The sequence below is a fragment of the Salinispora oceanensis genome, from assembly GCF_000383575.1.
In the GTDB taxonomy this organism is placed as follows: Bacteria; Actinomycetota; Actinomycetes; order Mycobacteriales; family Micromonosporaceae; genus Micromonospora; species Micromonospora oceanensis.
This window is the reverse complement of the sequence record NZ_KB911579.1, coordinates 1,849,359-1,873,286: the sequence shown is the minus strand read 5'-3', so window position 1 is coordinate 1,873,286 and position 23,928 is coordinate 1,849,359. Positions and strand designations below refer to the sequence as shown.

Below are 23,928 nucleotides of genomic sequence, written 5' to 3'. Positions count from 1 at the left end.
GTCAGTGGGGGCGGTCCTCCACCAACATCAAGGAGGTCCAGATGCGAATTCGCTGGTTTGGTTGGCGTCGGAGGAACACCGCGCCGCCCCGCCCGCACGAGACGAACGCGCCGTACCGCGCAGGCGGGGCGCACCGAGCGGGCGGAGCACACCGGGCAGGCAGATCACCCCGCAGCAACGCGCCGTACCGGGCAAGCGGACCACACCGGGGAAGTAGGCCGTACCGGGAAAACAGGCCGTACCGGGGAAGCGGGCCTGACCGCCCAGCGAGCCTGCCGGCATGGATGACCCAACCCACCCTCGCCGAACCCCAACCCGGACGCGTCGGCCGACTCACCCCCGCCCAACAATGGCGAGCCAACGGAGGTCGCTGGTGAACCCCCGCCACAACCTCCCCACACCACGACTCGGCCCCCACCCCCAACACCCACGCCACCGCACCAGAAACCAACCACCCCACACACCCCTACGACCCACCTGGACCTGCCGCGCCTGCGGCCACCCCTGGCCCTGCGCCGAAGCCCGCCTCCTCCTCAAAGCCGAATACGACACCCGGCAGCCGAGCCTATCGATCTACCTCGCCGGACTCTGCTACGAAGCCATGCACGACCTCTACCACCTCAACCCCCACGACGGACCAAACCCCCGCGAGCTGTTTGAACGCTTCGTCGCCTGGGGGCCGTTCCGGCGGTCGGCCGGAACGGCCCCGGGGTGAGGCCCGCGGTGCCGGACCGCGAGCCCCGGTCGTCGGTCAGCCGAGCACGACCTCATGTCGGTACGCCTGCACCCGGGCGCCGTCAACGAGGACAACCTCCACCCGGCTCCCATCGTCGGCGCGCCGCTGCACGGCGTGAATCGGCTTACCGGCATGCTCGGCGATTCGGCCCTGGTCGGCGCGATCGGGCCGGAAGACCCAGTTCAGGTTTACGGGATTGTTCGACACCTGCACCCCCGGATTGGCACGTTTGTTCGAGCACCGAGTTTAGTCGCGCCAGCGCCCCACGTCGGTGCGCGACACGTCGGCCGTACGGTCACAGCCAGGTCCTAGGGTGTGGGTGTGCCTGCCCGATCCTCTGCGCCGCGACGTGCCACCGGCTCGCGGAAGCAGCGAGAACCCCGTAGCCCGGTCCCCCCGCCCGAGGTCAGCCTCTGCGAGGCGACGGCCCTGGAGCCGGAGTCGACGCTGGAACGCCAAGCGCTCTACCGGGCGCGGCTGGCCGGCCAGGACGCCGCCACGGTGACCTTCCGGCAGTGCCGGTTCCGTGCGGCGGACCTCTCCGAGTGCCGGCTGGATCAGGTGGTGTTGACCGATTGCCTGGTGACGGATTCCAGCTGGGCGAATCTGCGCGCCGACGGCGGAGAGCTGGCCCGGGTGCGGCTGGAGCAGTGCAGGATGACCGGCGTGACGGTGGCGGACGGCGTACTGCGGGATGTTGCCCTGGTGGGGTGCCGCGTGGACCTGTCGGCGTGGCGGATGACGACCTTCGACGCGGTGCGGTTCGAGGACTGCAACCTTCAGGGCGCCGACTTCACCAACGCGGACCTGCGGGGTGCGACGTTTCGGAGCTGCGACCTGACCGGGGCGGTGTTCCATCACGCGTCGATGGAGGGCACCCGGTTTCGGGGCTGCACCCTGGCCGGTGTCGGTGACTTCTCCAGTTGGCGGGGCGCCGTGGTGGACCACGAAGATCTGATCAGCCTCTCGTACGGCCTGGCCCAGGCGGCCGGCATCCGGGTCGAGGGCTGACGGCGGGCCGCCGACACTGCTGGGCGCCCCGCCGCCCTGCTGCTGGGTCAGTAGACCCAGGCGTCGTACGCGGCTAGTGCTTCCACCACCGGTTGGTGGTAGCTGTAGATGTCGTTTTCGCAGGCGCCGGTGTGGCTGCTGCCGGAGTGGAGGGCCAGTGCGAAGTTGTCGGCGTAGACCGGGCCACCGCTGTCGCCTCCCTCGGCGCACATGTCGGTGACGATCAGGCCGTAGACGGGGCCTGCCGCGTAGTTGGCCGTGGCGTTGAGGGCGGTAACCGTGCCGCTGTGCGTCCCGGTGGTGGCGCCGGTGCGCATGACGTCCTGGCCGACGTAGGCTTCGGCGCTGGCGGTGAGGTCCCGCCAGCTGTTGTCGACTTTGACGTGGCCATATCCCTCCTTTCCGGGTTCGTAGCGGACCAGGCCGTAGTCGTCTCCCGGGAAGCTCTTGCCGACCACGGTCCCGATCACGTCTGTCCTGCCGGAGTCCCCGTACCACTCACCCGTGTCTTTGATGCAGTGCCCTGCGGTCAGGAAGTAGTAGTCGTCGGCGGAGGTCTGCACATTGAAGCCCAGGCTGCACCAGCTACTAACGCTCCAGACCGCTTCCCCGCCGATGATGTCGGTGGTGAGGGTGCCGTTATGGGCTTCGATGCGGACGGCGCCGTTGGTGCGGGCGGCTGCTTCTTTCACTTGGGTGAGTTTGTCGCCGGTGATGGTGCTGTCGATGGAGAGGACGACTTGGTTGGTGGTGGGGTCGGTCCACCAGGCGGTGCCGGGGATCTTCGCTGATCGTTCGAGTTCGGTGGTGGCGGCTCGGAGTTGTGCGGCGCTGCGGGTGACGAGTTTGGGGGTGGCGCCTTCGGCGCGTACCTGGCGGGCGGTGGTTTCGTCGGTGACGGTGATGATCATGGTGCCGTTGTGGTCGGCGTAGATGCCGGCGGTGCGGTCGCCGAGGCGTTCGGCGAGGTTGGTGGCGGTTTCGGGGGAGGCGGGTGCGGCTTGGGTGGGTGCTCCCAGGAGTCCGCTGGCGACGAGTGTGCCGGCTGCGGCGACGGCACCAACCCGACGGAACAAAGGCATAGTGGACTTCATGGGCGTTAAGCTATCGTCGCCTTCGATATTAGATAAGATGGATATAGGTGAACTTATGAGGTAAGTTCGCTGAACCCCAGCGCGCGGCTATTGCCCAGTCGGCCGGCCGTGCAGCGGGCCACCAGCACGGCTGGCGGCCCGCCGTCCCGCTGCCGGTCAGTAGGCGTAGACGCCGTACGCGGCCAGGGCTTCCCCGACCGGTTGGTGGAAGCCGCGGGCGTTCGCGTTGGGGCAGCCGCCGCCCTGGCTGCCGGAGTGGATGGCGAGTGCGGTGTTGCCGGCGAAGATCGGACCGCCGCTGTCGCCACCGGCGGAGCAGATGTTGGTGACGACCAGCCCGTAAACGGGCCCCACCGCGTAGTTGGCCGTGGCGTTGACGGCGACCACCGCGCCACTCTGCGTGCCGGTGGTGGAGCCGGTGCGGGTGACATCCTGACCGACATAGGCATCACCGCTGGCGGTGATGTCCCGCCAACTGTTGCCGACCTTGACGTGGCCGTAATCCTGCTTTCCGTTCTGGGAGTAGACGATGCCGTAGTCGTCGCCGGGGAAGCTCTTGTGGAGCGCGGGCCCGATCAGGTTTGTCCTGCTGGAGTTCCCGTACCAGCTTTCGGTCCCGGTGATGCAGTGTCCGGCGGTGAGGAAGTAGTAGCTGTTGGGAGCGGTCTTTACATTGAAGCCCAGGCTGCAGCGATACCGGTAGTTCCAGATACCTTCGCCGCCGATGACGTCGGTGCTGAGGATCCCGGCGCGGGTTTCGATGCGGACGGCGCCGTTGGTGCGGGCGGCTGCTTCTTTCACTTGGGTGAGTTTGTCGCCGGTGATGGTGCTGTCGATGGAGAGGACGACTTGGTTGGTGGTGGGGTCGGTCCACCAGGCGGTGCCGGGGATCTTCGCTGATCGTTCGAGTTCGGTGGTGGCGGCTCGGAGTTGTGCGGCGCTGCGGGTGACGAGTTTGGGGGTGGCGCCTTCGGCGCGTACCTGGCGGGCGGTGGTTTCGTCGGTGACGGTGATGATCATGGTGCCGTTGTGGTCGGCGTAGATGCCGGCGGTGCGGTCGCCGAGGCGTTCGGCGAGGTTGGTGGCGGTTTCGGGGGAGGCGGGTGCGGCTTGGGTGGGTGCTCCCAGGAGTCCGCTGGCGACGAGTGTGCCGGCTGCGGCGACGGCACCAACCCGACGGAACGAAGGCAGGGTGGATTTCATTGAACCTCCCCTAAGGGGCAGCAGCCGTTATCCGCACGAGCCTTGGCCCATGAAGATTATTCGGCGTGAAACGATTAGTTAAATTAATTTAACAGCATGTTCGATGCTTGACAATGTCGATATTGATAGGCAATCGGGCCGATCTTGGTGGCTAGCAACGGGCGACCCTGAGTGCTGTGCGCCTGGAGATCGGGACTTTCCCGCGACGGTGATCACGTTCATTGAACGTGAATGAGGCGCCGTTTCAGAACCGTTTTCAGGTCACTCGTCAGCCTCGGCCTCTGCTGCTTCTTTGTCGGCGCGGCCCTGTCTCCGCGTGGGAGTTCCGCCGGAGCGGTCGTCGCGGGGCTCATCGGTAAACGGTGCGACCTCGCTGGCCGGGTCGCGCCAGTGCGGCTTCCGGCGCGCGTACAGCAGCAGTGGGGTGGTGATGATCAGGGTGGCCAGCCCGATCAGCAGGCCGAGGTAGAGGGCGGGGCTGCCGACGCCGATCTGGCTCGGCGGTACGAGGCTGGAGGTGAGGGCGAGTGCCGAGGCGACGAAGCCGGTTCCGCCGATTACCCACATGCCGGCCAGCCCGCCCGGCACCCGGTATGGCCGTGGTTGGTCGGGTTGGCGATAGCGGAGATGGATGGCCGAGGCGAACATGATCAGGTAGACGACCAGGTAGAGGAGCCCGGCGAGCTGGCTGAGGATCTGGAAGGCCGCCTCCACTGATGGCATGAAGACGAACACCACCGCCACGGCGCTGACCGCCGCTGCCTGAAGCAGCATGATCCGGATGGGCATCCCGTTTTTGTTGGTGGCCTGGTAGGAGGGGGGAAGGTAGCCGGCTTTCGCCACTGCCTGTAGGGCGGTGGATGGCCCGGCCACCCAGGTGACGATGCCGGCCAGGACGCCGATCGCGAGTGCGAACGCCAGAATCGGCGTGGCCCAGGACAAGCCAAACCGGTGGAACACGTCGATAAAGGTGATGAGCAGGGATTCGGTGCTGCCGGTCTCACTTTTTGGTACGACGAGAGCGATCGTGAGGGTCCCCAGGATGAGAATCGACGCTGTTCCCACCGCCGCGATCAGAATAGCCACCGGGTAGCCCCGATCGGGGTTTTTAACGTCTTGGACGTGGACCGCGTTCATCTCCATGCCGGAATAAAAGAGAAAGATGCTCGCGGCGAGTGCCAGGTTGTTTATGCTGCTCAGGTCGGGAATCGCGGCACCCCAGTCCAGTTGGATCTGAGGCGTGCCACCGGAGACCAGGTAGGCGGCGCCGAGGGTGACGAGGGCGGCAGCGGGGATGATCGTTCCGACAATCCCACCCCACTTCGCGAGTCGGGTGAAGGCGGCTACCCCGCGGGCGGCGATGGCGGTGGCGAGCCAGTAGACCGCAAGCACGGAGAGCAGCACGTAGAGCTGGTTGCCGGAGAGCTTCTCGTCGACTGTGGCCTGTGGACCGGTGTAGGCTAGAGAGATCGCGGCGAAGGTCAGGACGAGTGGGAACCAGATCGTCACCTGCGCGATAAGCAGGAATATGGCCAGGAACCCCCAGCGGGCCCCGAACGCCTCTCCGGCCCACCTGAACACGCCGCCCTTCTCGGGCCATCCGGTGGTGAGTTCGGCGGCGACAAGCGAGACCGGAATGAGGAAGAAGGCGGCCGCGAAAAGGTAGAAGAAAGCTGCGCCCAGCCCATATGCGGCCTCGGTCGGCGGGCCGTCCAGGCTGAGTACCGCGACGATGTTGAGCATCGCCAACCCGACAACAGTGATTTTCGCTGGGCTTTTGGCCGATGGCATTACGTCTGAGGAAGCCATCACGACCCCCGGCGGTAACCAAGCTCCGTCCGACTTACCCTACGTGTGCGGCCGGCGTACGATCGCTGTTTCGGGAGGTAGAGCGTGCGCAGTTGGGCGGAGGGGGTTATCACCCTCGGGGGCGTGCTCTCCGCCCTCCTTGCCAGCCTCGCCGCTGTCAGTGGTCTGATCGTCCTCCTCGACGAAATTATCCATGCGCCTCATTCGGCGGGCCGGCACTCGGGCTGGCTCCTCCTCGCCGCAGGTGGGCTGCTTCTCTGCTCGCTCGTGCTGCGCAAGTGGTACCGGGTGCGGTTCGGTGACCCGCGCGACGAGGGTTAGTTACCCCGCCTCCCCGCCGTCAGTGGTCCCCGCCCCCCGTACGACGCGCGCGGCAAGCAGCGCGCCGCTTATCCGGACCTCGACTCCAACGCGTCGAGGTCCGCTTGTAGCCGCACTCCGTGCCGAAAGACGGCGGCAAGTAGGAGGACGATCGCGCCAATCATCAGTGGCGTGAAGGAGAACGAGAAGACAACCTCCAGGATTCCGGCGGCTGCGGAGCGGGCGACGATTGCCTGGTGAGCTGCGAAGCTGAGTAGCTGAACGCCGCTGCCACCAATCGCCACGATCAGGCCGATGTGGACCAGCCGGCGCGTGTTGGCGGGGGTGAACACCGGCGGAACCGTGCGCACTATGCGCCACAGCAACCAGAGCACCCACAAGATCAGCCCTTGGGTGGCGAGTCGCGGCCCGGCCAGGCCGATCCGTTCGGCCCAACTCGGCGCCAGGATGGAGAGGCCCATCGACGGAGTGAACAGCTCCACCGGTGGTAGCCCGGTCGCCGCATCCCGGGTGCCGTCGGACGTCTGCGTCCAGGTGAACAGTTGGGGGTACGCGTACCCGGAAGACTGCTGCCGTTCGGCGAACCGCTCTCCCGGCCGCACCTCCACCGACGGCAACGGCTGCGGCCCAAATGCCCGCGACAGGCCGGGGTCCAGGTCCAGGCCGGACGGGCCGACCGCGGTCGGCCACACGCCCAACGCCAGCACGGCCGCGGCGGCTACGCCAAGTAGGCCGGTCAGCAGGCGCACACTCGCCGTCGTCATCGCGCTCACCGTAACTCCCCGCTCCGCTGGGTCCCGGGCCTCCAGGGATCAGTCACGATAGCGGCTCGGCAATGGCCTGTTAACCCCTAAAGCATCGAACAGGCGCGAATTGACCGAATCTCACCTTAGGCCCACAATCGATCTCGCGTCGCCTGCCGACCATCACCTCGACACCCCGGGATCGGAGCCCATGACTGACTCGCCCAAGTCCGGCGACTCTCTTGCGGAGGGGCTCGCTGTCAACACACCCTCGCTGCCACCGGACAGTGACGGCGGCGACAAACGGCCGGCCGACGCTGTGCGGGTCCAGCGTCACGCCGAGTGGCGTGAGCGTGCGAGTCGATTGCTCCCGGCCCGACTGCGGCGTCAGCACCTGATTGTTGTGGTGTCCTTGGCGGTCACCCTGTCCGCGGTCGGTTTCAGTGCGCTACAGGACGCACCGGCGCAGCCCTCGCCTACCGACGTTGCGGCCGAGAGCCCCCCCAGCACCGAACCCGCACCGACTACCGCCGCACTCGTACCATCCCCCTCTTCGTCCCCGTCCCCGTCTCCGTCCGAATCCGAATCCGAATCCCCCTCCCGGGCGCCGGCAGGGGGGACCGCGACCAATGCTCCCGCCCCCTCCAGTGCACCGACACGAACCGTGTCGGCATCGTCATCACCGGCCAAGCCCAGCACCAATTCGACCCAGAAATGCAGCACCGTGCAAGAAGTCAAGCTGTGCTCGCGCATCGTCGGGTCGGGGCCGTTCAAGCTGGAAACGTCCATCTACTCGCCCGGTGCGCTGACCGGAACGTGGGTGTACAGCACCGGCGTTGAGGGCGATGGCGGCGAGCCGACCGACGAGCTCGTTCACTTGGGCGATCTCCGGGCAGGTAGCTCGTCCTGGACGACCGACTGTGGCAACTTCACGAGCATGTGGAGCAGCTTCATCGGGCGCGATGAGACGATAGAGACGAAATCGGTGACCTGCCCTTAGTTCCTTCCGCCTCGCACCGGTCCTGAGTCGCAGCTGAGACCCGGAAGCGACTATCCCGTGGCTCCGACCGCCTGTTGGATCTCCTCCGTGATGAGGTCGGCGTTGATCGCTGCCCCCGCATTGGCGCCGCTGGCCGCAGCGCCCACCGGATGGGCCAGGTCGATGAGGTTGCCGGCGGCCCACACCCCTGGAACCTCGGTGCGCCCCGTCGGATCGGCCGGGATCTGTTCACCGGTAATGATTGGATGGCGAACTGGTCGCAACCCGAACCCCGCGAGGACTTCGGCTCGTGGGATCACCTGTGGCGCGATCGCCAGGGCATCCAGACCAACCACGGTGCCGTCGACCAGACGCACCCCGCGGAGTCGGTCGTCGGCGACCTCGAGCGCCGCCACCGCACCGGCCACCAGCCGCACCCCCGTCGCGGCGAGCTGCTCGGCCTGCTCTGATTCCGGGCCGTCCGAGAGGTGCGTGAAGTATGTGATGTCCGTACTCAGCTGTCGAAACATCAGTGCCAGATGCGCAGCCATCGGGCCGGTGCCGAGCACCCCGATGGCCTGGTCTCGGGCCTCCCAGCCGTGGTGGTACGGGCAGTGGAACACGTCGCGTCCCCACCGTTCCCGCAGTCCTGGAATGTCTGGCAGCAGGTCGGTAACTCCGGTGGCCACCAGTAACCGGCGGGCCCGCACCGAGCGACCATCGGCCAGCGTCACCGCGAACCCGTCACCGTCGCGTGTCGCCTCCGTGACCTCGCCGTTGACGACGTGCCCCCCGTACCCGCGTACCTCGGCCCGACCGCGCTCCAGCAGCTCGGTCGGCGCCATCCCGTCCCGGGCCAACAACCCGTGCAAGCTCTGGACTGAGGCGCTGCGAGGGGCGCCTGAGTCGATCACCGCCACCGAACGGCGGACCCGTGCGAGCGTCAGTGCCCCGCTGAGGCCGGCGATGCCGCCGCCGACAACCACCACGTCGTAGCTACTCATAAACTGATCGGTCATCTTGATCCCCTCCCTGGGCGACCATCACGCGGGTGGGGCTACGGTGGCAAATCTCTTCGCTGTTTCGGCAAACCCGTCCAGGCGGGGCGGCGGATGAATAGGTGCCGATAGAGACCGATATGTCCGATGAGTCCGCTACCGTGCCCCTTATCGACGACCTCGCTTTAGCGGTGATCCTGACCGCAGTTCCGGCACACGTGCAAGGTGGTCGCCCGGCCGCCGGACCATGTGCTGGTCCGTTGGGGCGTGGTGCACGCGTGCGGGATCGCGAAGAGCGGTGCGGGCGATGTTGGGACCTCAGCGGGCGCCAGGCGAGTCTTTGCTGGGTTGGCAACGCACTTTGCCGACAAGTCGTCGTCCGTGCATGGTTGCCCCGGGGAGGTGGTCAGGATGACCGATCAGTTGATGAGTAGCTACGACGTGGTGGTTGTCGGCGGCGGTGCCGCCGGTCTCAGCGGGGCATTGATGCTTGCGCGATCCCGCCGTTCGGTGGCGGTGATCGATTCGGGTGCCCCACGTAACGCCCCCAACACTCTGGGCGTGCATGGGTTGTTGGCGCGTGAGGGGATGGCGCCGACCGAGCTGCTGGAGCGCGGTCGGGCCGAGGTACGCGGGTACGGCGGCCACGTCGTCAACGGCGAGGTCACGGAGGCGGCACGCGACGGTGACGGGTTCGCGATCACCTTGGCCAATGGCAAGTCGGTACGGGCCCGCCGGTTGCTGGTGACGACCGGATTGGTCGATCAGCTGCCGGAGATTCCAGGACTGCGGGAACGGTGGGGACGTGATGTACTCCACTGCCCGTACTGCCACGGTTGGGAGGTCCGGGACCAAGCCATCGGCGTACTGGCCACCGGGCCGATGTCGGTGCACCAGGCGCTGCTCTTCCGGCAGTTGAGCGGTGACATCACGTACTTCACCCACCAGAGCGCTGGTCCGGACGCGGAGCAGGCCGAGCAACTCGCCGCCCGGGGCATACGGGTGGTGACCGGCACTGTGGCGGCGGTGGAGGTCGCCGACGATCGGCTGGTCGGGGTGCGGCTGGATGACGGCACGGTGGTACGCCGCGACGCCCTGTCGATCGCACCACGGCTGGTGGCGCGGGCCGGGTTCCTGGCGGGGCTCGGGCTGCAGCCGGTTGTCCACCCCAGCGGGGTGGGTGAGTACGTTCCGGCGGACCCGTTCGGGCGCACCGAAGCTGCCGGCGTGTGGGTCGCCGGCAACGTCTCCGACCTGGCCGCTCAGGTGGGTGCCGCCGCGGCTGGCGGTGCCGTCGCGGCAGCGGCGATCAACATGGATCTGATCGCGGAGGAGACCCGACAGGCGGTCGCGGCTACTCGGTCGGCGGAGTCCGGTTAGGGCTGTCGTGCGGGTCGGGCCGGCGCGGTTTCGCCTTCCGATGAGCGTGGACCGAGGCATCCTCCGCTGGCCCGGTCCCGCGCCATCGTTGGTACCGCGCCATCGTCGGTGCCGCTGTGTTCGGCGCAGCTAACGAGTCCCCGGACGACAGCCGCCAGCCTTCCAACGGCCTAGCGCGAGTAGTACTCGACGACGAGTTGTTCCTGGCAGGTCACCGGCACCTCGGACCGTAGCGGCAGCCGAAGCAGTCGTACGGTCAGGTCGGCGAGGTCGGCCGCCAGGTAGGGCGCGGACTTCTCCGTGGCGTGCGCCCCGGCCGCCGCGACGACGAAGGGCGTCTTGGTGCGGCTGCCGGCCGCGACGGCGATGACGTCACCCGGGCGCAGCCGGGCCGACGGGCGGTCGACTCGGCGTCCGTTCACCGTGATGTGTCGGTGGGTGACCGCCTGTCGGGCCTGGTAGATCGTCCGCGCCAGTCCGGACCGCAGTACCAGTGCGTCCAGTCTGGTCTCCAGGTCGATGATGAGGGCCTCGCCGGTCTTGCTCTCCAGCTGGGCGGCCCGGGTGAATGCCCGTCGTAGCTGTCCTTCGTTGACGTCGTACTGCGCCTTCAGCCGCTGCTTTTCCAGGAGTCGGATCTTGTAGTCGCTGGTGCTCTTGCGGGATCGGCCGTGCTGACCGGGTGGGAAGGGGCGGCGCTCGAAGTAGCGCACGCACTTCGGGGTCAGGGGGATGCCGAGGGCGCGGGAGCGCTTGACCTTGGGGCGGGACTGGTTCATTCTGCACCTCTCTAGTAAGGTAAGCCTAACCTAATAGGAGGTGTCAGGTTGAGCAACACCCACCCCGAGGCTTCCGCGCAGCGGCTGCGGACGATCGTCGCTGCGGCCACCTCGCTGGAGCTCCGGACGCCCGGGCACCGAGCCGACCTGATCAACCGGCACGCGCTCGATCCGCGCGGCCGGATCCGGATGGACCTCCCGGTCAACAGCCGGTTAGCCACCGACATCACCCGCCAACGCGAGGTCGCGGCGGTCGTTGAGATCACCGATGTGGCGCCGACGCCGGTCCGGGAGCGTGTCCGCGGCCGGGTCACGCTCAGTGGTTGGCTCACCCCGGTCGCCCTCGGCGACACCGGCGATAGCGAGGACCTGACTGTCGAGTTCGACCTCGCCGCCGTCGAGCTCAGCGTTGACGGAGCCACCACGACAGTGGACCCGGATGACTTCGCCGCCGCCGAACCGGACCCGCTCGCCGCCGAGGAGGCGGAACTCCTCTGCCACCTCGACCGCCACCACCCACGTACGGTCGAATCGCTCTGCCGTCTGGTCGCACCACGGCACCGGTACGGCGTACGGCGGGTCGTTCCGCTTCGCCTGGACCGGTACGGACTGGTGCTCCGGCTGGAGCGGGCGAGCGGCCACCGCGACGTCCGGCTCGGGTTCACTCCGGCGTTGCGCCACCCGGACGAGCTCCGCGAGCGTATGGCCGCGCTGGTGGAGCGAGGTGCCGCCTGCGGCCGGCGTTCCCGGATCCGGTGATCGGCAGCCTCGTCACCCGCTCGCTGCTGAGCTGGGGATCAGGCGGGCCGGGCTGAGTTGGGGTTCAGAAGGCCCGGGCTGAGTTGGGGATCGGAAGGCCCGGGCTGGTTTGACGATCAGATGGACGGAATCGCGCACTCCGCCGCTGGCAGGCCGCAGGGGGTGGCAGTCGCGGCCGTGCCGTGAGGCGTGGCGTCGGACCGGTGCGGTGCGGCCTTGGCCAGCAGGTCCCGCAGCCCCGCGGTGAGGTCGGCGCTGGAGGTGACCCGGCGGGCGAACGGCAGCCGGACATCCAGATGGCCGTCGGGTGCCTCGACGCGGAGCACCACGCCGTCGGCGTCAACCGCAACCGGCACGACTCGGGTCGCCCTCGCCGTCAATTCCGGGTTGACCAGGGTTGTGAGCTGCTCCACCGCGTCCCGGTGGTGCCGGGTCAGGTGCTGCAGGTGGGTGGCTTCGACCGTGGCGAGCGGATCCGGGCAGGTCGCTCGGTAAGCGCTGGCACCCACCAGGGCTTCGTCTTCGCCGCTGGTGACCGTGACCTCGACCGGTTCGACCGTCCAGAGCGCGACGGGGGGCAGGTCGAGCAGGGACATCACCGTGTCGGCGTCGCAGGACTCCAGGTTCGCCGGGTCGAATCGGTGCGCGGTACCCGTTACCCGCACTCTGGCCCGGACTCGGGAGCGAACGGCGACCGGGACGAGCTGGGTGACGTCGAGTTGCACTTCTCCGCGTCGCCCACGGGCCGCCACCAGCAGACCGCCGGTCGGGCCCATCGCATCAACGGCCAGGATCACCGTGCCGTCGGGCAGCACGGCGTGCGACTGGATCAGGTCAATCGCGGTGTCGCCGAGACGCAGCCGCAGGGACGTGGCGGTGGAGAGAGCGGAGCGCGAGACCACCGCGTGGTGGTCGGTCGGCAGGATGCGGGTGCCCGCGAGCGCCGTTTCCGACATCGCCCCAGGGGCGAGCGCTGAACCGGTCAGACTCGCTGGCCAGTCGCCTGGATGGAACGCCATGTAGTCCCCTCGGCCATGGAAGTGAAGTGAGCTCGGCCTCGGGACTCGACTCTAATAGGTAAGGCTAACCTTGCCAAGCGCGCTGCTCGGCTGTCGCGGTCGCAGGTGAGGCAGTTCACCGTGAGCCAGTCGGCGCCGGGGGAGCCGTCGAGGGTTGCGGCGGGCTGTCCGAGCACACACCAAAGCCCCCGGCTGCTACGCCGAGGGCTTTGGGTGGACCGGTGCGCCGGTGGTCAGGCGGGCCGGTAGGTGAGGCAGTCGCTGGCAGTGGCGCCGGGGCCGACGGTGATGGACTCGGCGGTGCAGGCCAGGTTGGTGTTGAAGGTGCACTCGGAGCGGGCGCAGGCGCCCACCGCACCGGTCACCTCGGCGACCCCGCCGGAGACGGTGGACTCCACGAACGTCGCGCAGGACGCGGCGTCACCCGCCGAGGCCACGGTGATCGCGGGAGCGTGGCAGCCGCCGTCGTTGAAACTGCACGCCGTGGCGGCGCATTCGCGGACTGGGGGTGACTGCAGCAGAGTCTTCATTGATGCCTCCAAGGCCGTGCGGGCCGGCAGGCCGGAACGAGCCAGCGCGGCGTAACAAGGTGTCAGTCCGTATTGCCGCAGCGGCGAGACGTAAACGTGGAGCCGGTGAGGTCTGCGGGCTTTTCCAACGCCAACACTGTAGCAGTAAACCTCACCCGGTAAAGAATAATCATGTTTCGTTGTTTGCCGCACGTGAGCGGAGTAAGTAAGCCTTACCTAGGTTAGGTAAGTCTTGCTTTGCCTGCTCGCTAAACCTAGCTGTAGCCGTTGATTCGGCGTTTTACTTCGGCAATTTCAGGCAGGATGTCGGCCGAACTCCGACCCGTTTGAGTGATGGCCGCCCACGGACGTACGAAGGGCAGTCGGTACGGGTTTCGGCCCTCACGCGTACCGGCGGTGGTAGAGCCGGGTGGCCACCGGAGCCGCCACGCCGAGGATCGCGACCCACCAGAGCACCGCGTACCAGCCGGTGTTGCCGACCGGCAGCCCGAGCAGGAGCGCGCGAACGGTGTCGACAACCAGGGTCACCGGTTGGTGCTCGACGAAGCCGCGCAGACCGTCGGGGAGCGTCTCCGGCTGGACGAAGGCGCTGCTGGCGTAGGGGCTGAACATGAGGATCAGGCCGAGCCCGCTGGCGCCGTCCGCCGACCTGGCGACCAGGCCGAGCACGGCGGCGACCCAGGCCAGTGAGAAGGCGAAGAGGAGGAGCGTCCCGGCGACCAGCACCCAGTCGAGAGCGGAGCCGGCCGGGCGGAATCCCACGGCGATTCCGAGGCCAACCATGGCGACCAACGAGATCGCCGCGCGGACGACGGCGGCGACGACGTGACCGATGATTACCGCGGAATCCGCCATGGCGATCGTGCGGTACCGGTCGACCACGCCCTCCTGCATGTCGGATTGGACGGCCGCACTGGTGGAAACAGCGACCATCGTGACGCCGATGACCAGAATGCCGGGGACGAGGTAGTTGACGTAGGCGGTGTTTCCGACGTCGATCGCCCCACCGAACATGAAACGAAACAGCAGCAGCAGGGTCGCCGGCAACATGAGCGCGGTGAAGAGCTGGTCGGGGCTACGGGTCAGGTGCCCCAGATGTCGGCCGATCAGGACGAGGTTGTCGTTGATCGCCCAGTACAGCTTCGTTCGGGTGTCCGGCCGGGCGACGCCCTCGCCGGTCTGGGTCTGGCTGGTCATCGGAGGGCTCCCAGCTCGTCGTTGGGCTCGCGGCGGGCGGGCATCGGGTCGGCCTCCGGAGGGTCGCTCGCCCGCTGGGTGAGGGCGAAGAAGACGTCGTCCAGGGTGGGCTTGGTCAGCGACAGCGAGTCGATCGCCAGGCCGTGCTCGGCCAGAAGGTCGAGCAGGTGCTTGACCCGCGACGGCCCATCGATCGCCAAACTGATCGTTCGAGTCTCCGGGTCGCGGGTGAGGCCCGCCCCGACGAGCAGGTCACCGGCCCGGCGGAAGTCCTCGGGGTCGCTCAGCACGACTGCCACCCGCTCCCGGCCCACGCCTTGTTTGAGCTGGCCGGCGGTGCCCCGGGCGATGATCCGGCCGTCGTTGAGGACGGCGATCTGGTCGGCCAGCCGGTCGGCCTCCTCCAGGTACTGCGTGGTGAGCAGGATGGTGATGCCCTCGCCGAGCAGCTGCCTGATCGCCGCCCACAGCACCGCCCGACTGCGCGGGTCGAGGCCGGTCGTGGGCTCGTCCAGCAACAGCACGGGTGGGGTGACGATCAGGCTGGCGGCCAGGTCCAGCCGGCGCTTCATACCCCCGGAGTAGGTCTTGACCGGCCGGTCGGCGGCCTCGGTCAACTCGAATCGTTCCAGTAGCTGCGCTGCCCGGCGGGTGGCGTTGGTCTTGCTGAGCTTCTGGAGTCGGCCCAGCAGCACCAGGTTTTCCCGGCCGCTGTGCAGCCAGTCGAGTGCGACGAACTGGCTGACCATCCCGATTGAGCTCCGCACTCCGTTGCGTCGCCGCGTCACGTCGTAGCCGTTGACGACGACGGACCCGCGCGAGGGTCGGGTGAGCGTGCTCAGCGTCTTCACCACGGTGGTCTTACCGGAGCCGTTGGGGCCGAGCAGGGCCAGCAGGGTGCCCCGGCGGACGTCCAGATCCACCCCCCTGAGCGCCTCGACCCTCCCGTAGTCCTTTCGGAGGCCCCGAACCTGAATCGCGTATTCGTGCTCCATTTCCCTCACACCTCTCCTGTCGCTGCTTCCCGGCGGTGGCGGTGCCAGTGCCGTCACAGGGCCGGACCGACTTCCGGCGGGCACGGTATATGGCCTAGACTGCATATGACCCCAGGCTGCATTAGCCAGGCGGTATAGCCCAGGCGGTATATGGCCTATACTGATGGCTATACGCTATACACGGTTAGCGTGGGGTGTCAACGGAAGGGCGGCACGATGGGTTCCGGGCAGACTCCGGCGGGTGGTGGGTCACGCACCTTCGAGTTCCTCTGGCGCGAGGGCGACCGCCCGCGCAGCAGCCCCGGGCCGAGGCCCGGGCTGAGCGCCACCCAGGTCGTCGTGGCCGCCATCGCGATCGCCGACGCCGACGGAATCGACGCCGTCTCCATGCAGCAGGTCGCCAAGCGGCTCGAGGTGACCCCGATGTCCCTCTACCGCTACGTGCCGAGCAAGAAGCACCTGGTGGAGGCCATGTTCGACGAGGCCTCCGGCGCGCCGCCCGACCTCGACGCGGTGCCCGGCGGCTGGCAGGTGCGGGTCGAGGCCTGGGCAATGGCCCTGTGGAACCGCTACCAGGCCCACCCGTGGATGCTGCGGGCCCAGGTCAGCCAACCGATCGGCCCCAACCAGCTGGCCTGGCTCGAGGCGCTGCTGGCCGTCATCAAAGACATCGGCCTGACGTACGAGGAGATGATGTCGCTCGCCCTCTTCCTCACCGGCGCCACCCAGGGCCTGGCCCGGATCTCCACCGACCTGGCCCGGGCGGCCGGCGAAGACGACCTGATCTCCTTCGGGGAGGCGCTGGCCGCGGTGGCCCGCCCGGACCGCTTCCCCACTCTCAGCGCCCTGCAGTCGGCCGGCACCTTCGACCTCCCGGGCGGCCCCGCCGACGGGGCCGCCCGGGAGGTCGAGCCCAACCTGACGTTCGGTCTGCGGCAGCTGATCAAGGGCATCGAGGCCCACGTCGCCGCCCGTGCGGAAAGGGGTTAGCCGCTGCTCGCCGCCCTCGCCGCCCTCGCCGCCCTCGCCGCCCTCGCCGCCCTCGCCGCCCTCTGCGCACTCAGACGCGCAGCTCCTCCAGTGCGGTGCTGGCCCGCAGGAAGAGTAGGCCGACGCCGACGGCCGCCAGCAGCGCCACGAGGCCGCCGACGCCGAACAGGGCCACATCGACCAGGGGGAACGGCACATTCTGGGCGATCCGCGGTGGCTCGCAGTCACCCGCCGGGCAGACGCTGAAGTCGTAAGCGGTCACTGTTGTGCCGAAGAGGCCGTACGCCAACCCGGTGCCCACGGCGAGCGCGAGCAGCACGCCCAGCGCCGCCGGCGCCATTGACTGCCAGAGCACGGCTCGGGCCAGGGTGCCGCGCCCGACGCCGGTGGCCACCAGTGCCGCGTACGCCCGTCGGCGCGAGGTGACCGACTCGGTGAGGGCCACGACCAGGCCGCCGGTAGCGATCAGCAGCCCAACCGTCATCGCCAGGTTGACCAGGTAGAGCGACTCGAGGTGGGGCTGTTGTCCGAAAGGAATGTAGTCACTGCCCTGCGCCGCCGCGGAACGTCGGCTCACCTCGTTCTCCAGCGCGAAGTCGGCGGCGAACCACGCGCGGAGGACCGCCGCGCCGCCGGCCAGCACGAGGCAACCCAGCAGCGCGGCCAGGGTCCGGCTGCCGTTCCACGGGTCGGCCATCAGCCGCCGGGCGGCTATCAGCCCGGCGGGTCGGCGGGCGAAGCGGTGCAGCAGCCGCCCGACGCGGTACGAGATCCAGCCGGTGCCCAACACCGTCCCGGCCGTCGCGGCGAGCATCGCGAACAGAACCAGCAGCAGGAAGACCTCGCGCGGCAGGGAACCGAACCCCCGCTGTAGCGGGACGATGAGTGCGGTGGTGCCGACACCGACCGCGATGAGAGCGCCGGGCCACGGCTTCGGCCGCTTGGCTCGTACCCGTCGCACCACACCCAACGGCGTCACCACGACCCGCCGCAGCATGACGGCGGCGACCAGCGCGGAGAGTAGCGGGATGCCGACGCAGACCGCGGCGAGCGCCCACCACGGTGGCAGCACGTCCGTGGGCAGCGGCAGTCGGCCGTCGGCCCCCGGCCGGTGCAGCAATTCCCGGCCGCCGAGATAGATGCCGAGGCCAGCCAGCGTACCGAGCGAACTCGCCACGCCGGTCTCGGTCGCCGCGATGGCCACGGTCTGGCCCGGTGTCGCGCCGGCGAGCCGGATCGACGACAGCCGACGGTCCCGAGCCGGGGCGCCGAGCCGCGCGCACTGGCCGGCCAGCGCCAGCACCGGCACGGTCAGCAGGACCAGCGCGAACACCACCCCGGGCCGCAGGCCCGCCTCGGCCAGCAGCGCGTTGCGGTACTGCGGGGACACGTTGTTGCCGCCGTTCGCGACTGTGGGGATCGCGACCACGGTCAGTGCGGCCAGGACCCCCAGGACAGCCAGGCCGGCGGAGAAGCCGGTCAGTAGCACCCGCACCGCGTCGGTACGGGTGCCGGCGAGGGCCAACCGCAGCAGCGTCATCGGTCTCATCGGCCCGCTACCTCGACGCCGAAACCGCTCGAGTCCACCTGACCGTCGCGGAGCGCGACCTCGCGGTCTGCGTACCCGGCCACCTGCGCGTCGTGGGTGACCAGCAGCACGGTGGTGCGCTGCTGGCGGGCAACCCGTACCAGGTGGCTGAGTACCTGCTCGCCGGTGAGCGAGTCCAGTGCGCCGGTCGGCTCATCGCAGAACAGCACCCGCGGCTCGGTGACCAGCGTCCGGGCCAACGCACAGCGCTGCTGCTGGCCCCCGGACATCTCCCCCGGCCGCTGGTCGGCCAGGTCCGCCACACCCAGCCGGTCCAGCCACGACAGCGCCGCGGTCCGCGCCGCTCGCCGCCCCGTGCCGGCGAGTAACAGCGGAAGCGCCACGTTCTCCGCGGCGGTCAGCTCCGAAACGAGCTGCCCGAACTGGAAGAGCACCCCGAACTCGGTGCGCCGCAGCCGTGACCGTTCGCCCTCGGACAAGGTGTCGATGCGCTGGTCGCGATAGATCATCTCGCCGGCGTCCGGCCGCAGGATGCCGGCCATGCAGTGCAGCAGCGTCGACTTGCCGCAGCCGGATGGCCCGGTCACAGCGACGATCTCGCCCTCCGTCAGGTTCAGGGTCACGCCGCGCAGGGCTGGCGTGTGCCCGTACGCGCGGACCACACCGCGCGCGTGCAGGATGCTCATCGAGCTATCTCCTTGTTCAGGTCAGCGACGCGAGACAGGGTGGTCTGGAGCCACCGCAGGTCCGCATCGAGGTGGGCGATGCCGTAGTCGGCTGCGATCACGTCGCTGAGCGTGGCGTCCGGATCGGCTTTCAGCGCGGTGAGCTCCCGTAGCCGGGCCATGTGCGCCGCTCGCTGCGTCACCAGGTAACTGCGGGCTTGGCTGATGTCGGTGACCAGGAGGGACACCACGACCTTGGCGAGCAGCACGCTGGTCAGGTGTGGCAGCGGGGGCTCGACTGTCGCGAGCCACGTGGTGAGTGCCGTTCGGCCGGTATCGGTCAGCGTGTACGAGGTGCGTTCCGGTCCGGCGTCTTGGTCCTGACCCGCTGGAGTCACCAGGCCGTCTCGGGCCAGCCGGCCGAGGGTCGCGTAGACCTGGCCGAAGGCCAGCGGTTTCGCCCTGGGTAGTCGGGCGTCGTGTGCGCGCTTCAGGTCGTACCCGTGCTTGGGCCCGCCAGCGAGCAACCCCATCAACACGTATGGCGTGGACATGGCCGCTACTATTCACTGAGCGAATAGCTGACGTCAAGTTTCCGGCGCGCTGTCCCACTTGGAACGGGTGAACCTCGACTGTGTCCGCAGGTGACGCCCGGCTCGACCGCGCCCCCGGCACCTGGACCGGAATTCGGCCGCCTACATCGAACCTTGCCGCGCTCTCGGTGCTCGACCAGATAGCACTTAGGTCAAACCTGCCATTAAACCTACGGCCATCGATCTACTGCTAGCCTCGGCTAACCCCCGAGCATCGAGGAGGATGAGTGTTAGCACGTCGCGCATCGGCCGTCGCCGCCATCATGATCGTAAGCCTGACGGTGCCGGTCCAACCAGCCGTGGCCGCCCCTTCCAACGACATGCCCTTCGCGTCCGCGACCACTGTCGGACTCCACAACACCTATGAGCAGGGGGCCTTCGAATATCTGGCTGAGGCACTGGATACCGGTACCAGCCTGATCGAGATCGACATCTGGCCGAACATCTTCACCAGGAAGTGGAAGGTCAGCCACGACGAGCCACTGAGTAACAACAACAACTGCACCACCGGGTCGACCCTCGCCGACCTCTACGCCGGTAGCCGGAACAAGCACCTCGGTGACTGTCTGGACAACATCCGGGTCTGGCTCGAAGCCCACCCGGACAGCGGTCCCCTGATGCTCAAGATCGAGCCGAAGATGGGCCTCGCCACCGCCTTCGGCATGGGTGTGGACCAGGTTGACAGCCTGGTCCGGAGCCGCCTCGGCGATCGTGTCTTCCGCCCCGCAGACCTGCTGGCCAAGCCCGACGGCGGATGGTACGACTCCCTCGACGAGGCGGCCCGGCTGGGAAACTGGCCCACCCGGGAGGAACTCGCCGGACGGGTGCTCCTCCACGTCATCCCCGGCACCGTGGAGAACAACAATCCATTCGACTGGTGGCCGACCAACGAGCAGTACGCTGGGCATCTCCGTGATCTCGCGGCAGCGGGAGAGATCGAGAATGCGCAGATCTTCCCCGCCGCCAGGGGCGCCGCCAGCGGCGACCCCCGGGACCAGTACGACGCTGACATCCGCCCCTGGTTCGTCGTCTTCGACAGTGGGGCCTCCGGGTGGTTCAACCGTGACACCACCTGGTTCGCGGAGAACAACTACGTGCTGGTGATGACCAGTGCGCACTCGGTGGCGCCCGCTATCAGCAGCACCAACCCCACCGAAGCGGAGGCCCGGGACCGGCTGCTGCTCCTGGCCGGCGCCAACGCCAGCGTCATCACCAGTGACTGGACCCAGCTGCCACAGATCCAGTCGATGGTGGTGCCGCGCGGGGAGCAGGGCGAGGCTCCGTAACCGCGCTCGCTCTGGTTCGCCCTGGTCCGCGGCGTGCCGGCGGCGATACCTGTCGCCGGTACGCGCGGACCAGGCGGAACTTACCCCACCGCGGCTCCCCGAACGGTGGCGAAACTGGTTACGTGATCGATCGCCATGTCCAGCGCGCGGGCGAGTGGGCGGCTGGACCGGTAGGTGTTGCTCAACAGCAGCCCGCCCTGTAGGGCAGCCATGATGGCTTCGGCCAGTGCGTCCGGATCGGCATCCGGCCTCAGCTGTCCCTGGTCGCGCATCGTGGTCAGCCCCATGAGCAGTGGGGATGCCCACGCGGTGAAGCATTTCTGCAGCACGACGCGATTCTCCGGATCGCCGTCGGCGAGTTCGCCGGCCAGGGAGCCGAGCGGGCAACCACCCACATTTTGAGCCTCGTCGCGCGCCGCGACGAACTTGTCGCGCCAGCGGCGCAGGCCGGCCAGGGAGTCCAGCTGGTCCAGCTCGGGGCGCTGCGCCTCCACGATTCGATCGGTCTGCTGCCATGCGACCGCTCGGAGTAGATCTTCCTTGTTCGCGAAGTAGTGGTACAGCTGCGACTTACTGGTTCTGCTCGCCGCCATCACATCGTCGAGGCTCGTGCCCGCCGCCCCATGCTCGCGTACGAGGTTGGCTGCGGCCGCCACGATGCGGGTCCTGGTCGCCGCCCCCCGGGCGGTCAGCTTGGGGGTGTGCTGCGCGGTGGTCATGGCACAAGCCTAGCAAGAAAACTGGACTTGCTGGTCCAGTTTTTGCTTCCTACGCTGGACCAGTCAGTCCAGTAAATCGGCGCCTGGGAGCGCCGGCGCGATAAGGAGAACGACGTGGCTCGTCTCAATAACGGACAACGCTTTCCGAACCTTCAGGTCCCCGCGGTCGGTGGCGGCACGCTCAACCTGCCCGACGACCTCGCCGGCCAGTTCGGTGTTGTGTTGATCTACCGTGGATCATGGTGTCCGTACTGCAACACACAGCTCGCGGCGTTCCAGCGGGCCAGCGACACCCTCACCGAACTCGGGGTACGGGTCGTCGCGCTCTCCTCCGACGACGAGGAAACCTCCCGCCAGCTCGTGGCGGATCGTCGGATCGGCTTCCCCGTCGGGCACAGCGCCGACATCGCCACGGTGGCCGAGGTGACGGGCGCCTACGTCAATGACGAGCCGCACCACCTGCAGTCGACCGGGTTTGTCCTCGCGCCGGACGGCACCGTGCTGACGGCTGTCTACTCGAGCGGAGCGATCGGCCGCCTGGTCCCCGACGATGTCGCCGGCCTGATCCGCTACCTCAACGAGCACAGCTGACCGCCCACCGGCATCCAACTTAGCTGCCGCATCCCGTCGATCGTGGTTCCGCGCGGGCCTTACTGTTCGTCGGGAGCCTGGTAGCGGTAGGTGTTGGGGTTGACCGCCGCCGGCTTGGGGTCCTCCTGCCAGGCCCCCTCGCCGGGGCGGGCGATCAGGGAATCCAGCAGTTCCTCCCGGTCCATGTCGACCGCGCCCTCGATGCCACCTCGTACCGCCATCTGTCGCAGGTCCTCCGTGTCCAACTCCGGTATCGGACTCGCCATGGTCGCCTCCCTCGACGTCGGCTGGCGGCTACTTTTCCCCGTTTACTCTAATTTGAACCTGGCTTGTCGTGGTTAATTCCTTGGCGCCACAGCAGACCTCGAAGCGTGGTGCTGGTCAGTGGCGGAGGATGCGGCAAGGTCACGATTTCGAGGCTGTCTGAACTGGGCAGCTGCAGCTCGCTGTAGGGTTGGTCAGGTATGGAATGGTTGCGCCCATGATTGCGGGTGTAATTCGCAGGGGCGCTGCGGCGCTACTGGTCCTGGGGCTTTCCGCGTGTGTGGAGGCCTCGCCCTCGCGGGATGCTGCGCCGACAGTGTCGGTCGCTCCGACCGTCACCTATCGTCTGTTGGATGACATTTGTGATCGGCTGGATCACAGTTGGTTGATCCAGCTTACTGGAGCGTCTCCGGAAATCACGTACTCCGAGCCATGGCCCGATGTTATGGAGTTCCGGCAATGTCAGGTCCGTGCGGCGGCGCCGGGTGGTTCGACGGGGGTCAGTGTCCAGGTCACTGCGGGCCTAAAGCCCTCGGAGCCGGCGGAGCTGGAGCCTTTGGAGTCGGCGGAGCTGGAGCCTTTGGAGTCGGCGGAGCTGGAGCCTTCGGAGTCGGCGGAGCTGGAGCCTTCGGAGTCGGCGGATCCGGAATTCCCGATGGAGTCTGAACCGCTGGACGGCGTGGGGGAGATGGCCTTTTTCATGTTGGATAGGTCCGACCCGCGGACTGGGCCAGGAATGGAGTTTCGTCGAGACCTGGTTTTAGCGCGAGATGGGCCAATGGCCGTGAATGTGATTATTGGAGTCAGCGACTCGCCATTGCCCGATGAATCAGCAATCAAGGCTGCTCTCGCCACTTACGTGAAGCGGGTTCTGGAGCTGGTGGTAGGCGAAAAGTAGCGGGTGCGCGGTCCCGGTGAGGTGTCGAAACCGGCACCTCACCCGCTGTCGGCGGGCGGTGCATCGTTTCGACGAACGCCACACTGCGCCGTCGGTGCGCCGAACGGTGCGGGCGGGTGGAGTCTGGCGTTGCTGGGCGGCGCCAGCGCCAGGCATTCGTGGAGTGTTACGGGTGGCCGGGTCACGTCACCGCTCGGTGGCGCCTGGTCAGCTCGGTCTGGTTGCCAACACTAGCCACTCAGTGGATACTGCTCCACGTGCCGGTGCCAGAAACCCTGCTTGCCCTGATGGAACCGCGTCCCCTGCACGGCTATGAGCTGCGGAGACAGTACGACGCCGTGCTCGGGCTCCGACGACCGTTGCGCTCTGGTCAGATCTACAGCACCCTCCAACGACTGCGGCGTGACGGCCTGGTGGATGTGGTGGGGGTCGAGCGAGCCGGCGGCCCGGAGCGGACATCTTTCGAGGTAACCCCGGCGGGTGCAGCCGGGTTGGAGCACTGGTTCTTTCAACCAGAGGGAATTCAGCCGTACCTCCAGCCGGACCTGTACGCCAAAGTGTTGCTCGCCGTGCTGACCCAACGAGATGCCACTCGGGTGCTCGATGTGCAGCGGGCGGCACACCGTGCGCTTATGCGGGACATGACGAAAATCAAGTCCTCTCCCGATTCTCGCGACATCGACGTGATCGCCGCTGACCTCGCGATTCTGCACCTCGATGCCGACCTTCGTTGGATCGATTCGACGGAGCGGCGAATGGCCAAGATTCGACAGGATCTCATCGGGTGAATCGCTGACGGAGGCTGTCGCGCCCGGGCCCG

General features: G+C 67.9%; 28 protein-coding genes. 11 read left to right on the top strand and 17 right to left on the bottom strand.

Annotated features, from left to right (window positions below; all coding sequences use genetic code 11):
• Positions 1 to 373 precede the first annotated feature (373 nt).
• Entirely contained in the window at positions 374 to 715 is a 342-nt protein-coding gene (locus tag SALPAC4_RS28375; protein ID WP_029127499.1) for a hypothetical protein, read from the top strand.
• 36 nt (positions 716 to 751) lie between these two features.
• Here SALPAC4_RS28375 and SALPAC4_RS0108710 read toward each other — a convergent pair whose 3' ends face one another.
• Complete coding sequence (locus SALPAC4_RS0108710) at positions 752 to 949, bottom strand: hypothetical protein (protein ID WP_018217566.1); 198 nt, start codon at positions 947 to 949, stop codon at positions 752 to 754.
• 102 nt (positions 950 to 1,051) lie between these two features.
• Here SALPAC4_RS0108710 and SALPAC4_RS0108705 point away from each other — a divergent pair, with 102 nt between their 5' ends.
• On the top strand, positions 1,052 to 1,747 hold the full coding sequence (locus SALPAC4_RS0108705) for a pentapeptide repeat-containing protein (RefSeq protein ID WP_019869994.1): 696 nt from the start codon (positions 1,052 to 1,054) through the stop codon (positions 1,745 to 1,747).
• Positions 1,748 to 1,794: 47 nt separating this feature from the next.
• Here the strand turns inward: SALPAC4_RS0108705 and SALPAC4_RS0108700 are convergent, their stop codons facing one another.
• The 3 genes from SALPAC4_RS0108700 to gadC form a co-directional block, all read right to left on the bottom strand.
• Positions 1,795 to 2,841 carry a S1 family peptidase gene (locus SALPAC4_RS0108700; protein ID WP_029126509.1) on the bottom strand — a complete coding sequence of 349 codons (1,047 nt, stop codon included), beginning with the start codon at positions 2,839 to 2,841 and terminating at the stop codon, positions 1,795 to 1,797.
• A gap of 156 nt (positions 2,842 to 2,997) precedes the next feature.
• Entirely contained in the window at positions 2,998 to 4,044 is a 1,047-nt protein-coding gene (locus tag SALPAC4_RS0108695; RefSeq protein ID WP_019869992.1) for a S1 family peptidase, read from the bottom strand.
• A gap of 261 nt (positions 4,045 to 4,305) precedes the next feature.
• Positions 4,306 to 5,853: a putative glutamine/gamma-aminobutyrate antiporter GadC gene (gene gadC, locus SALPAC4_RS0108690; RefSeq protein ID WP_050564974.1), complete on the bottom strand. Its 1,548-nt coding sequence runs from the start codon at positions 5,851 to 5,853 to the stop codon at positions 4,306 to 4,308.
• 84 nt (positions 5,854 to 5,937) lie between these two features.
• Here gadC and SALPAC4_RS0108685 point away from each other — a divergent pair, with 84 nt between their 5' ends.
• Complete coding sequence (locus tag SALPAC4_RS0108685) at positions 5,938 to 6,174, top strand: hypothetical protein (protein WP_019869990.1); 237 nt, start codon at positions 5,938 to 5,940, stop codon at positions 6,172 to 6,174.
• 68 nt (positions 6,175 to 6,242) lie between these two features.
• Here SALPAC4_RS0108685 and SALPAC4_RS0108680 read toward each other — a convergent pair whose 3' ends face one another.
• The gene (locus SALPAC4_RS0108680; protein ID WP_019869989.1) at positions 6,243 to 6,938 is read right to left on the bottom strand and encodes a DUF2975 domain-containing protein; all 696 of its coding nucleotides are present in this window, start codon (positions 6,936 to 6,938) and stop codon (positions 6,243 to 6,245) included.
• 366 nt (positions 6,939 to 7,304) lie between these two features.
• Positions 7,305 to 7,640, bottom strand: a complete 336-nt coding sequence (locus SALPAC4_RS28370; RefSeq protein ID WP_033664754.1) for a hypothetical protein — start codon at positions 7,638 to 7,640, stop codon at positions 7,305 to 7,307.
• 1 nt (position 7,641) lies between these two features.
• Here SALPAC4_RS28370 and SALPAC4_RS0108675 point away from each other — a divergent pair, with 1 nt between their 5' ends.
• Positions 7,642 to 7,917 carry a hypothetical protein gene (locus SALPAC4_RS0108675; RefSeq protein ID WP_019869988.1) on the top strand — a complete coding sequence of 92 codons (276 nt, stop codon included), beginning with the start codon at positions 7,642 to 7,644 and terminating at the stop codon, positions 7,915 to 7,917.
• A gap of 50 nt (positions 7,918 to 7,967) precedes the next feature.
• On the opposite strand, the gene SALPAC4_RS0108670 is transcribed toward SALPAC4_RS0108675, so the two are convergent.
• Positions 7,968 to 8,915: an NAD(P)/FAD-dependent oxidoreductase gene (locus SALPAC4_RS0108670; RefSeq protein WP_027644316.1), complete on the bottom strand. Its 948-nt coding sequence runs from the start codon at positions 8,913 to 8,915 to the stop codon at positions 7,968 to 7,970.
• 390 nt (positions 8,916 to 9,305) lie between these two features.
• On the opposite strand from SALPAC4_RS0108670, the gene SALPAC4_RS0108665 reads away from it, so the two are divergent.
• Positions 9,306 to 10,274, top strand: coding sequence for an NAD(P)/FAD-dependent oxidoreductase (locus SALPAC4_RS0108665; RefSeq protein WP_019869986.1), 969 nt, complete (start codon positions 9,306 to 9,308; stop codon positions 10,272 to 10,274).
• Between the two features lie 170 nt (positions 10,275 to 10,444).
• Here the strand turns inward: SALPAC4_RS0108665 and rpsD are convergent, their stop codons facing one another.
• On the bottom strand, positions 10,445 to 11,053 hold the full coding sequence (rpsD, locus tag SALPAC4_RS0108660) for a 30S ribosomal protein S4 (protein ID WP_019869985.1): 609 nt from the start codon (positions 11,051 to 11,053) through the stop codon (positions 10,445 to 10,447).
• 48 nt (positions 11,054 to 11,101) lie between these two features.
• Here rpsD and SALPAC4_RS0108655 point away from each other — a divergent pair, with 48 nt between their 5' ends.
• Positions 11,102 to 11,812: a DUF2470 domain-containing protein gene (locus SALPAC4_RS0108655; RefSeq protein WP_019869984.1), complete on the top strand. Its 711-nt coding sequence runs from the start codon at positions 11,102 to 11,104 to the stop codon at positions 11,810 to 11,812.
• 116 nt (positions 11,813 to 11,928) lie between these two features.
• Here SALPAC4_RS0108655 and SALPAC4_RS0108650 read toward each other — a convergent pair whose 3' ends face one another.
• The 4 genes from SALPAC4_RS0108650 to SALPAC4_RS0108635 form a co-directional block, all read right to left on the bottom strand.
• Positions 11,929 to 12,768, bottom strand: coding sequence for a DUF2470 domain-containing protein (locus SALPAC4_RS0108650; RefSeq protein ID WP_019869983.1), 840 nt, complete (start codon positions 12,766 to 12,768; stop codon positions 11,929 to 11,931).
• 296 nt (positions 12,769 to 13,064) lie between these two features.
• The gene (locus SALPAC4_RS0108645) at positions 13,065 to 13,361 is read right to left on the bottom strand and encodes a DUF1540 domain-containing protein (protein ID WP_018732065.1); all 297 of its coding nucleotides are present in this window, start codon (positions 13,359 to 13,361) and stop codon (positions 13,065 to 13,067) included.
• A gap of 381 nt (positions 13,362 to 13,742) precedes the next feature.
• On the bottom strand, positions 13,743 to 14,558 hold the full coding sequence (locus SALPAC4_RS0108640; protein WP_019869982.1) for an ABC transporter permease: 816 nt from the start codon (positions 14,556 to 14,558) through the stop codon (positions 13,743 to 13,745).
• Entirely contained in the window at positions 14,555 to 15,553 is a 999-nt protein-coding gene (locus SALPAC4_RS0108635) for a daunorubicin resistance protein DrrA family ABC transporter ATP-binding protein (RefSeq protein ID WP_019869981.1), read from the bottom strand. The genes SALPAC4_RS0108640 and SALPAC4_RS0108635 overlap by 4 nt, the downstream gene beginning before the upstream one ends.
• A gap of 216 nt (positions 15,554 to 15,769) precedes the next feature.
• Between SALPAC4_RS0108635 and SALPAC4_RS0108630 the strand changes: the two genes are divergently transcribed.
• On the top strand, positions 15,770 to 16,543 hold the full coding sequence (locus SALPAC4_RS0108630; RefSeq protein ID WP_019869980.1) for a TetR/AcrR family transcriptional regulator: 774 nt from the start codon (positions 15,770 to 15,772) through the stop codon (positions 16,541 to 16,543).
• Between the two features lie 70 nt (positions 16,544 to 16,613).
• On the opposite strand, the gene SALPAC4_RS0108625 is transcribed toward SALPAC4_RS0108630, so the two are convergent.
• Genes SALPAC4_RS0108625 through SALPAC4_RS0108615 form a run of 3 tightly spaced genes read right to left on the bottom strand, consistent with a single transcriptional unit; the run spans position 16,614 to position 19,311 of the window.
• On the bottom strand, positions 16,614 to 18,083 hold the full coding sequence (locus SALPAC4_RS0108625) for an FtsX-like permease family protein (RefSeq protein WP_019869979.1): 1,470 nt from the start codon (positions 18,081 to 18,083) through the stop codon (positions 16,614 to 16,616).
• Between the two features lie 5 nt (positions 18,084 to 18,088).
• Positions 18,089 to 18,778: an ABC transporter ATP-binding protein gene (locus SALPAC4_RS0108620; protein ID WP_019869978.1), complete on the bottom strand. Its 690-nt coding sequence runs from the start codon at positions 18,776 to 18,778 to the stop codon at positions 18,089 to 18,091.
• Complete coding sequence (locus tag SALPAC4_RS0108615; protein ID WP_019869977.1) at positions 18,775 to 19,311, bottom strand: PadR family transcriptional regulator; 537 nt, start codon at positions 19,309 to 19,311, stop codon at positions 18,775 to 18,777. The genes SALPAC4_RS0108620 and SALPAC4_RS0108615 overlap by 4 nt, the downstream gene beginning before the upstream one ends.
• Positions 19,312 to 19,613: 302 nt before the next feature.
• Here SALPAC4_RS0108615 and SALPAC4_RS0108610 point away from each other — a divergent pair, with 302 nt between their 5' ends.
• Positions 19,614 to 20,636: a phosphatidylinositol-specific phospholipase C domain-containing protein gene (locus SALPAC4_RS0108610; protein WP_019869976.1), complete on the top strand. Its 1,023-nt coding sequence runs from the start codon at positions 19,614 to 19,616 to the stop codon at positions 20,634 to 20,636.
• An 80-nt stretch (positions 20,637 to 20,716) separates the two neighbouring features.
• On the opposite strand, the gene SALPAC4_RS0108605 is transcribed toward SALPAC4_RS0108610, so the two are convergent.
• A complete protein-coding gene (locus SALPAC4_RS0108605; RefSeq protein ID WP_019869975.1) occupies positions 20,717 to 21,355 on the bottom strand; it encodes a TetR/AcrR family transcriptional regulator in 639 nt (212 codons plus the stop codon).
• Positions 21,356 to 21,469: 114 nt separating this feature from the next.
• On the opposite strand from SALPAC4_RS0108605, the gene SALPAC4_RS0108600 reads away from it, so the two are divergent.
• Entirely contained in the window at positions 21,470 to 21,946 is a 477-nt protein-coding gene (locus tag SALPAC4_RS0108600) for a peroxiredoxin family protein (protein ID WP_019869974.1), read from the top strand.
• Positions 21,947 to 22,005: 59 nt separating this feature from the next.
• Here SALPAC4_RS0108600 and SALPAC4_RS0108595 read toward each other — a convergent pair whose 3' ends face one another.
• Positions 22,006 to 22,212 carry a hypothetical protein gene (locus tag SALPAC4_RS0108595; RefSeq protein WP_019869973.1) on the bottom strand — a complete coding sequence of 69 codons (207 nt, stop codon included), beginning with the start codon at positions 22,210 to 22,212 and terminating at the stop codon, positions 22,006 to 22,008.
• 314 nt (positions 22,213 to 22,526) lie between these two features.
• On the opposite strand from SALPAC4_RS0108595, the gene SALPAC4_RS0108590 reads away from it, so the two are divergent.
• Both SALPAC4_RS0108590 and SALPAC4_RS0108585 read left to right on the top strand, forming a co-directional pair.
• The gene (locus tag SALPAC4_RS0108590; RefSeq protein WP_223874724.1) at positions 22,527 to 23,108 is read left to right on the top strand and encodes a hypothetical protein; all 582 of its coding nucleotides are present in this window, start codon (positions 22,527 to 22,529) and stop codon (positions 23,106 to 23,108) included.
• Between the two features lie 257 nt (positions 23,109 to 23,365).
• Positions 23,366 to 23,896 carry a PadR family transcriptional regulator gene (locus SALPAC4_RS0108585; protein ID WP_027644313.1) on the top strand — a complete coding sequence of 177 codons (531 nt, stop codon included), beginning with the start codon at positions 23,366 to 23,368 and terminating at the stop codon, positions 23,894 to 23,896.
• Positions 23,897 to 23,928: the final 32 nt, after the last annotated feature.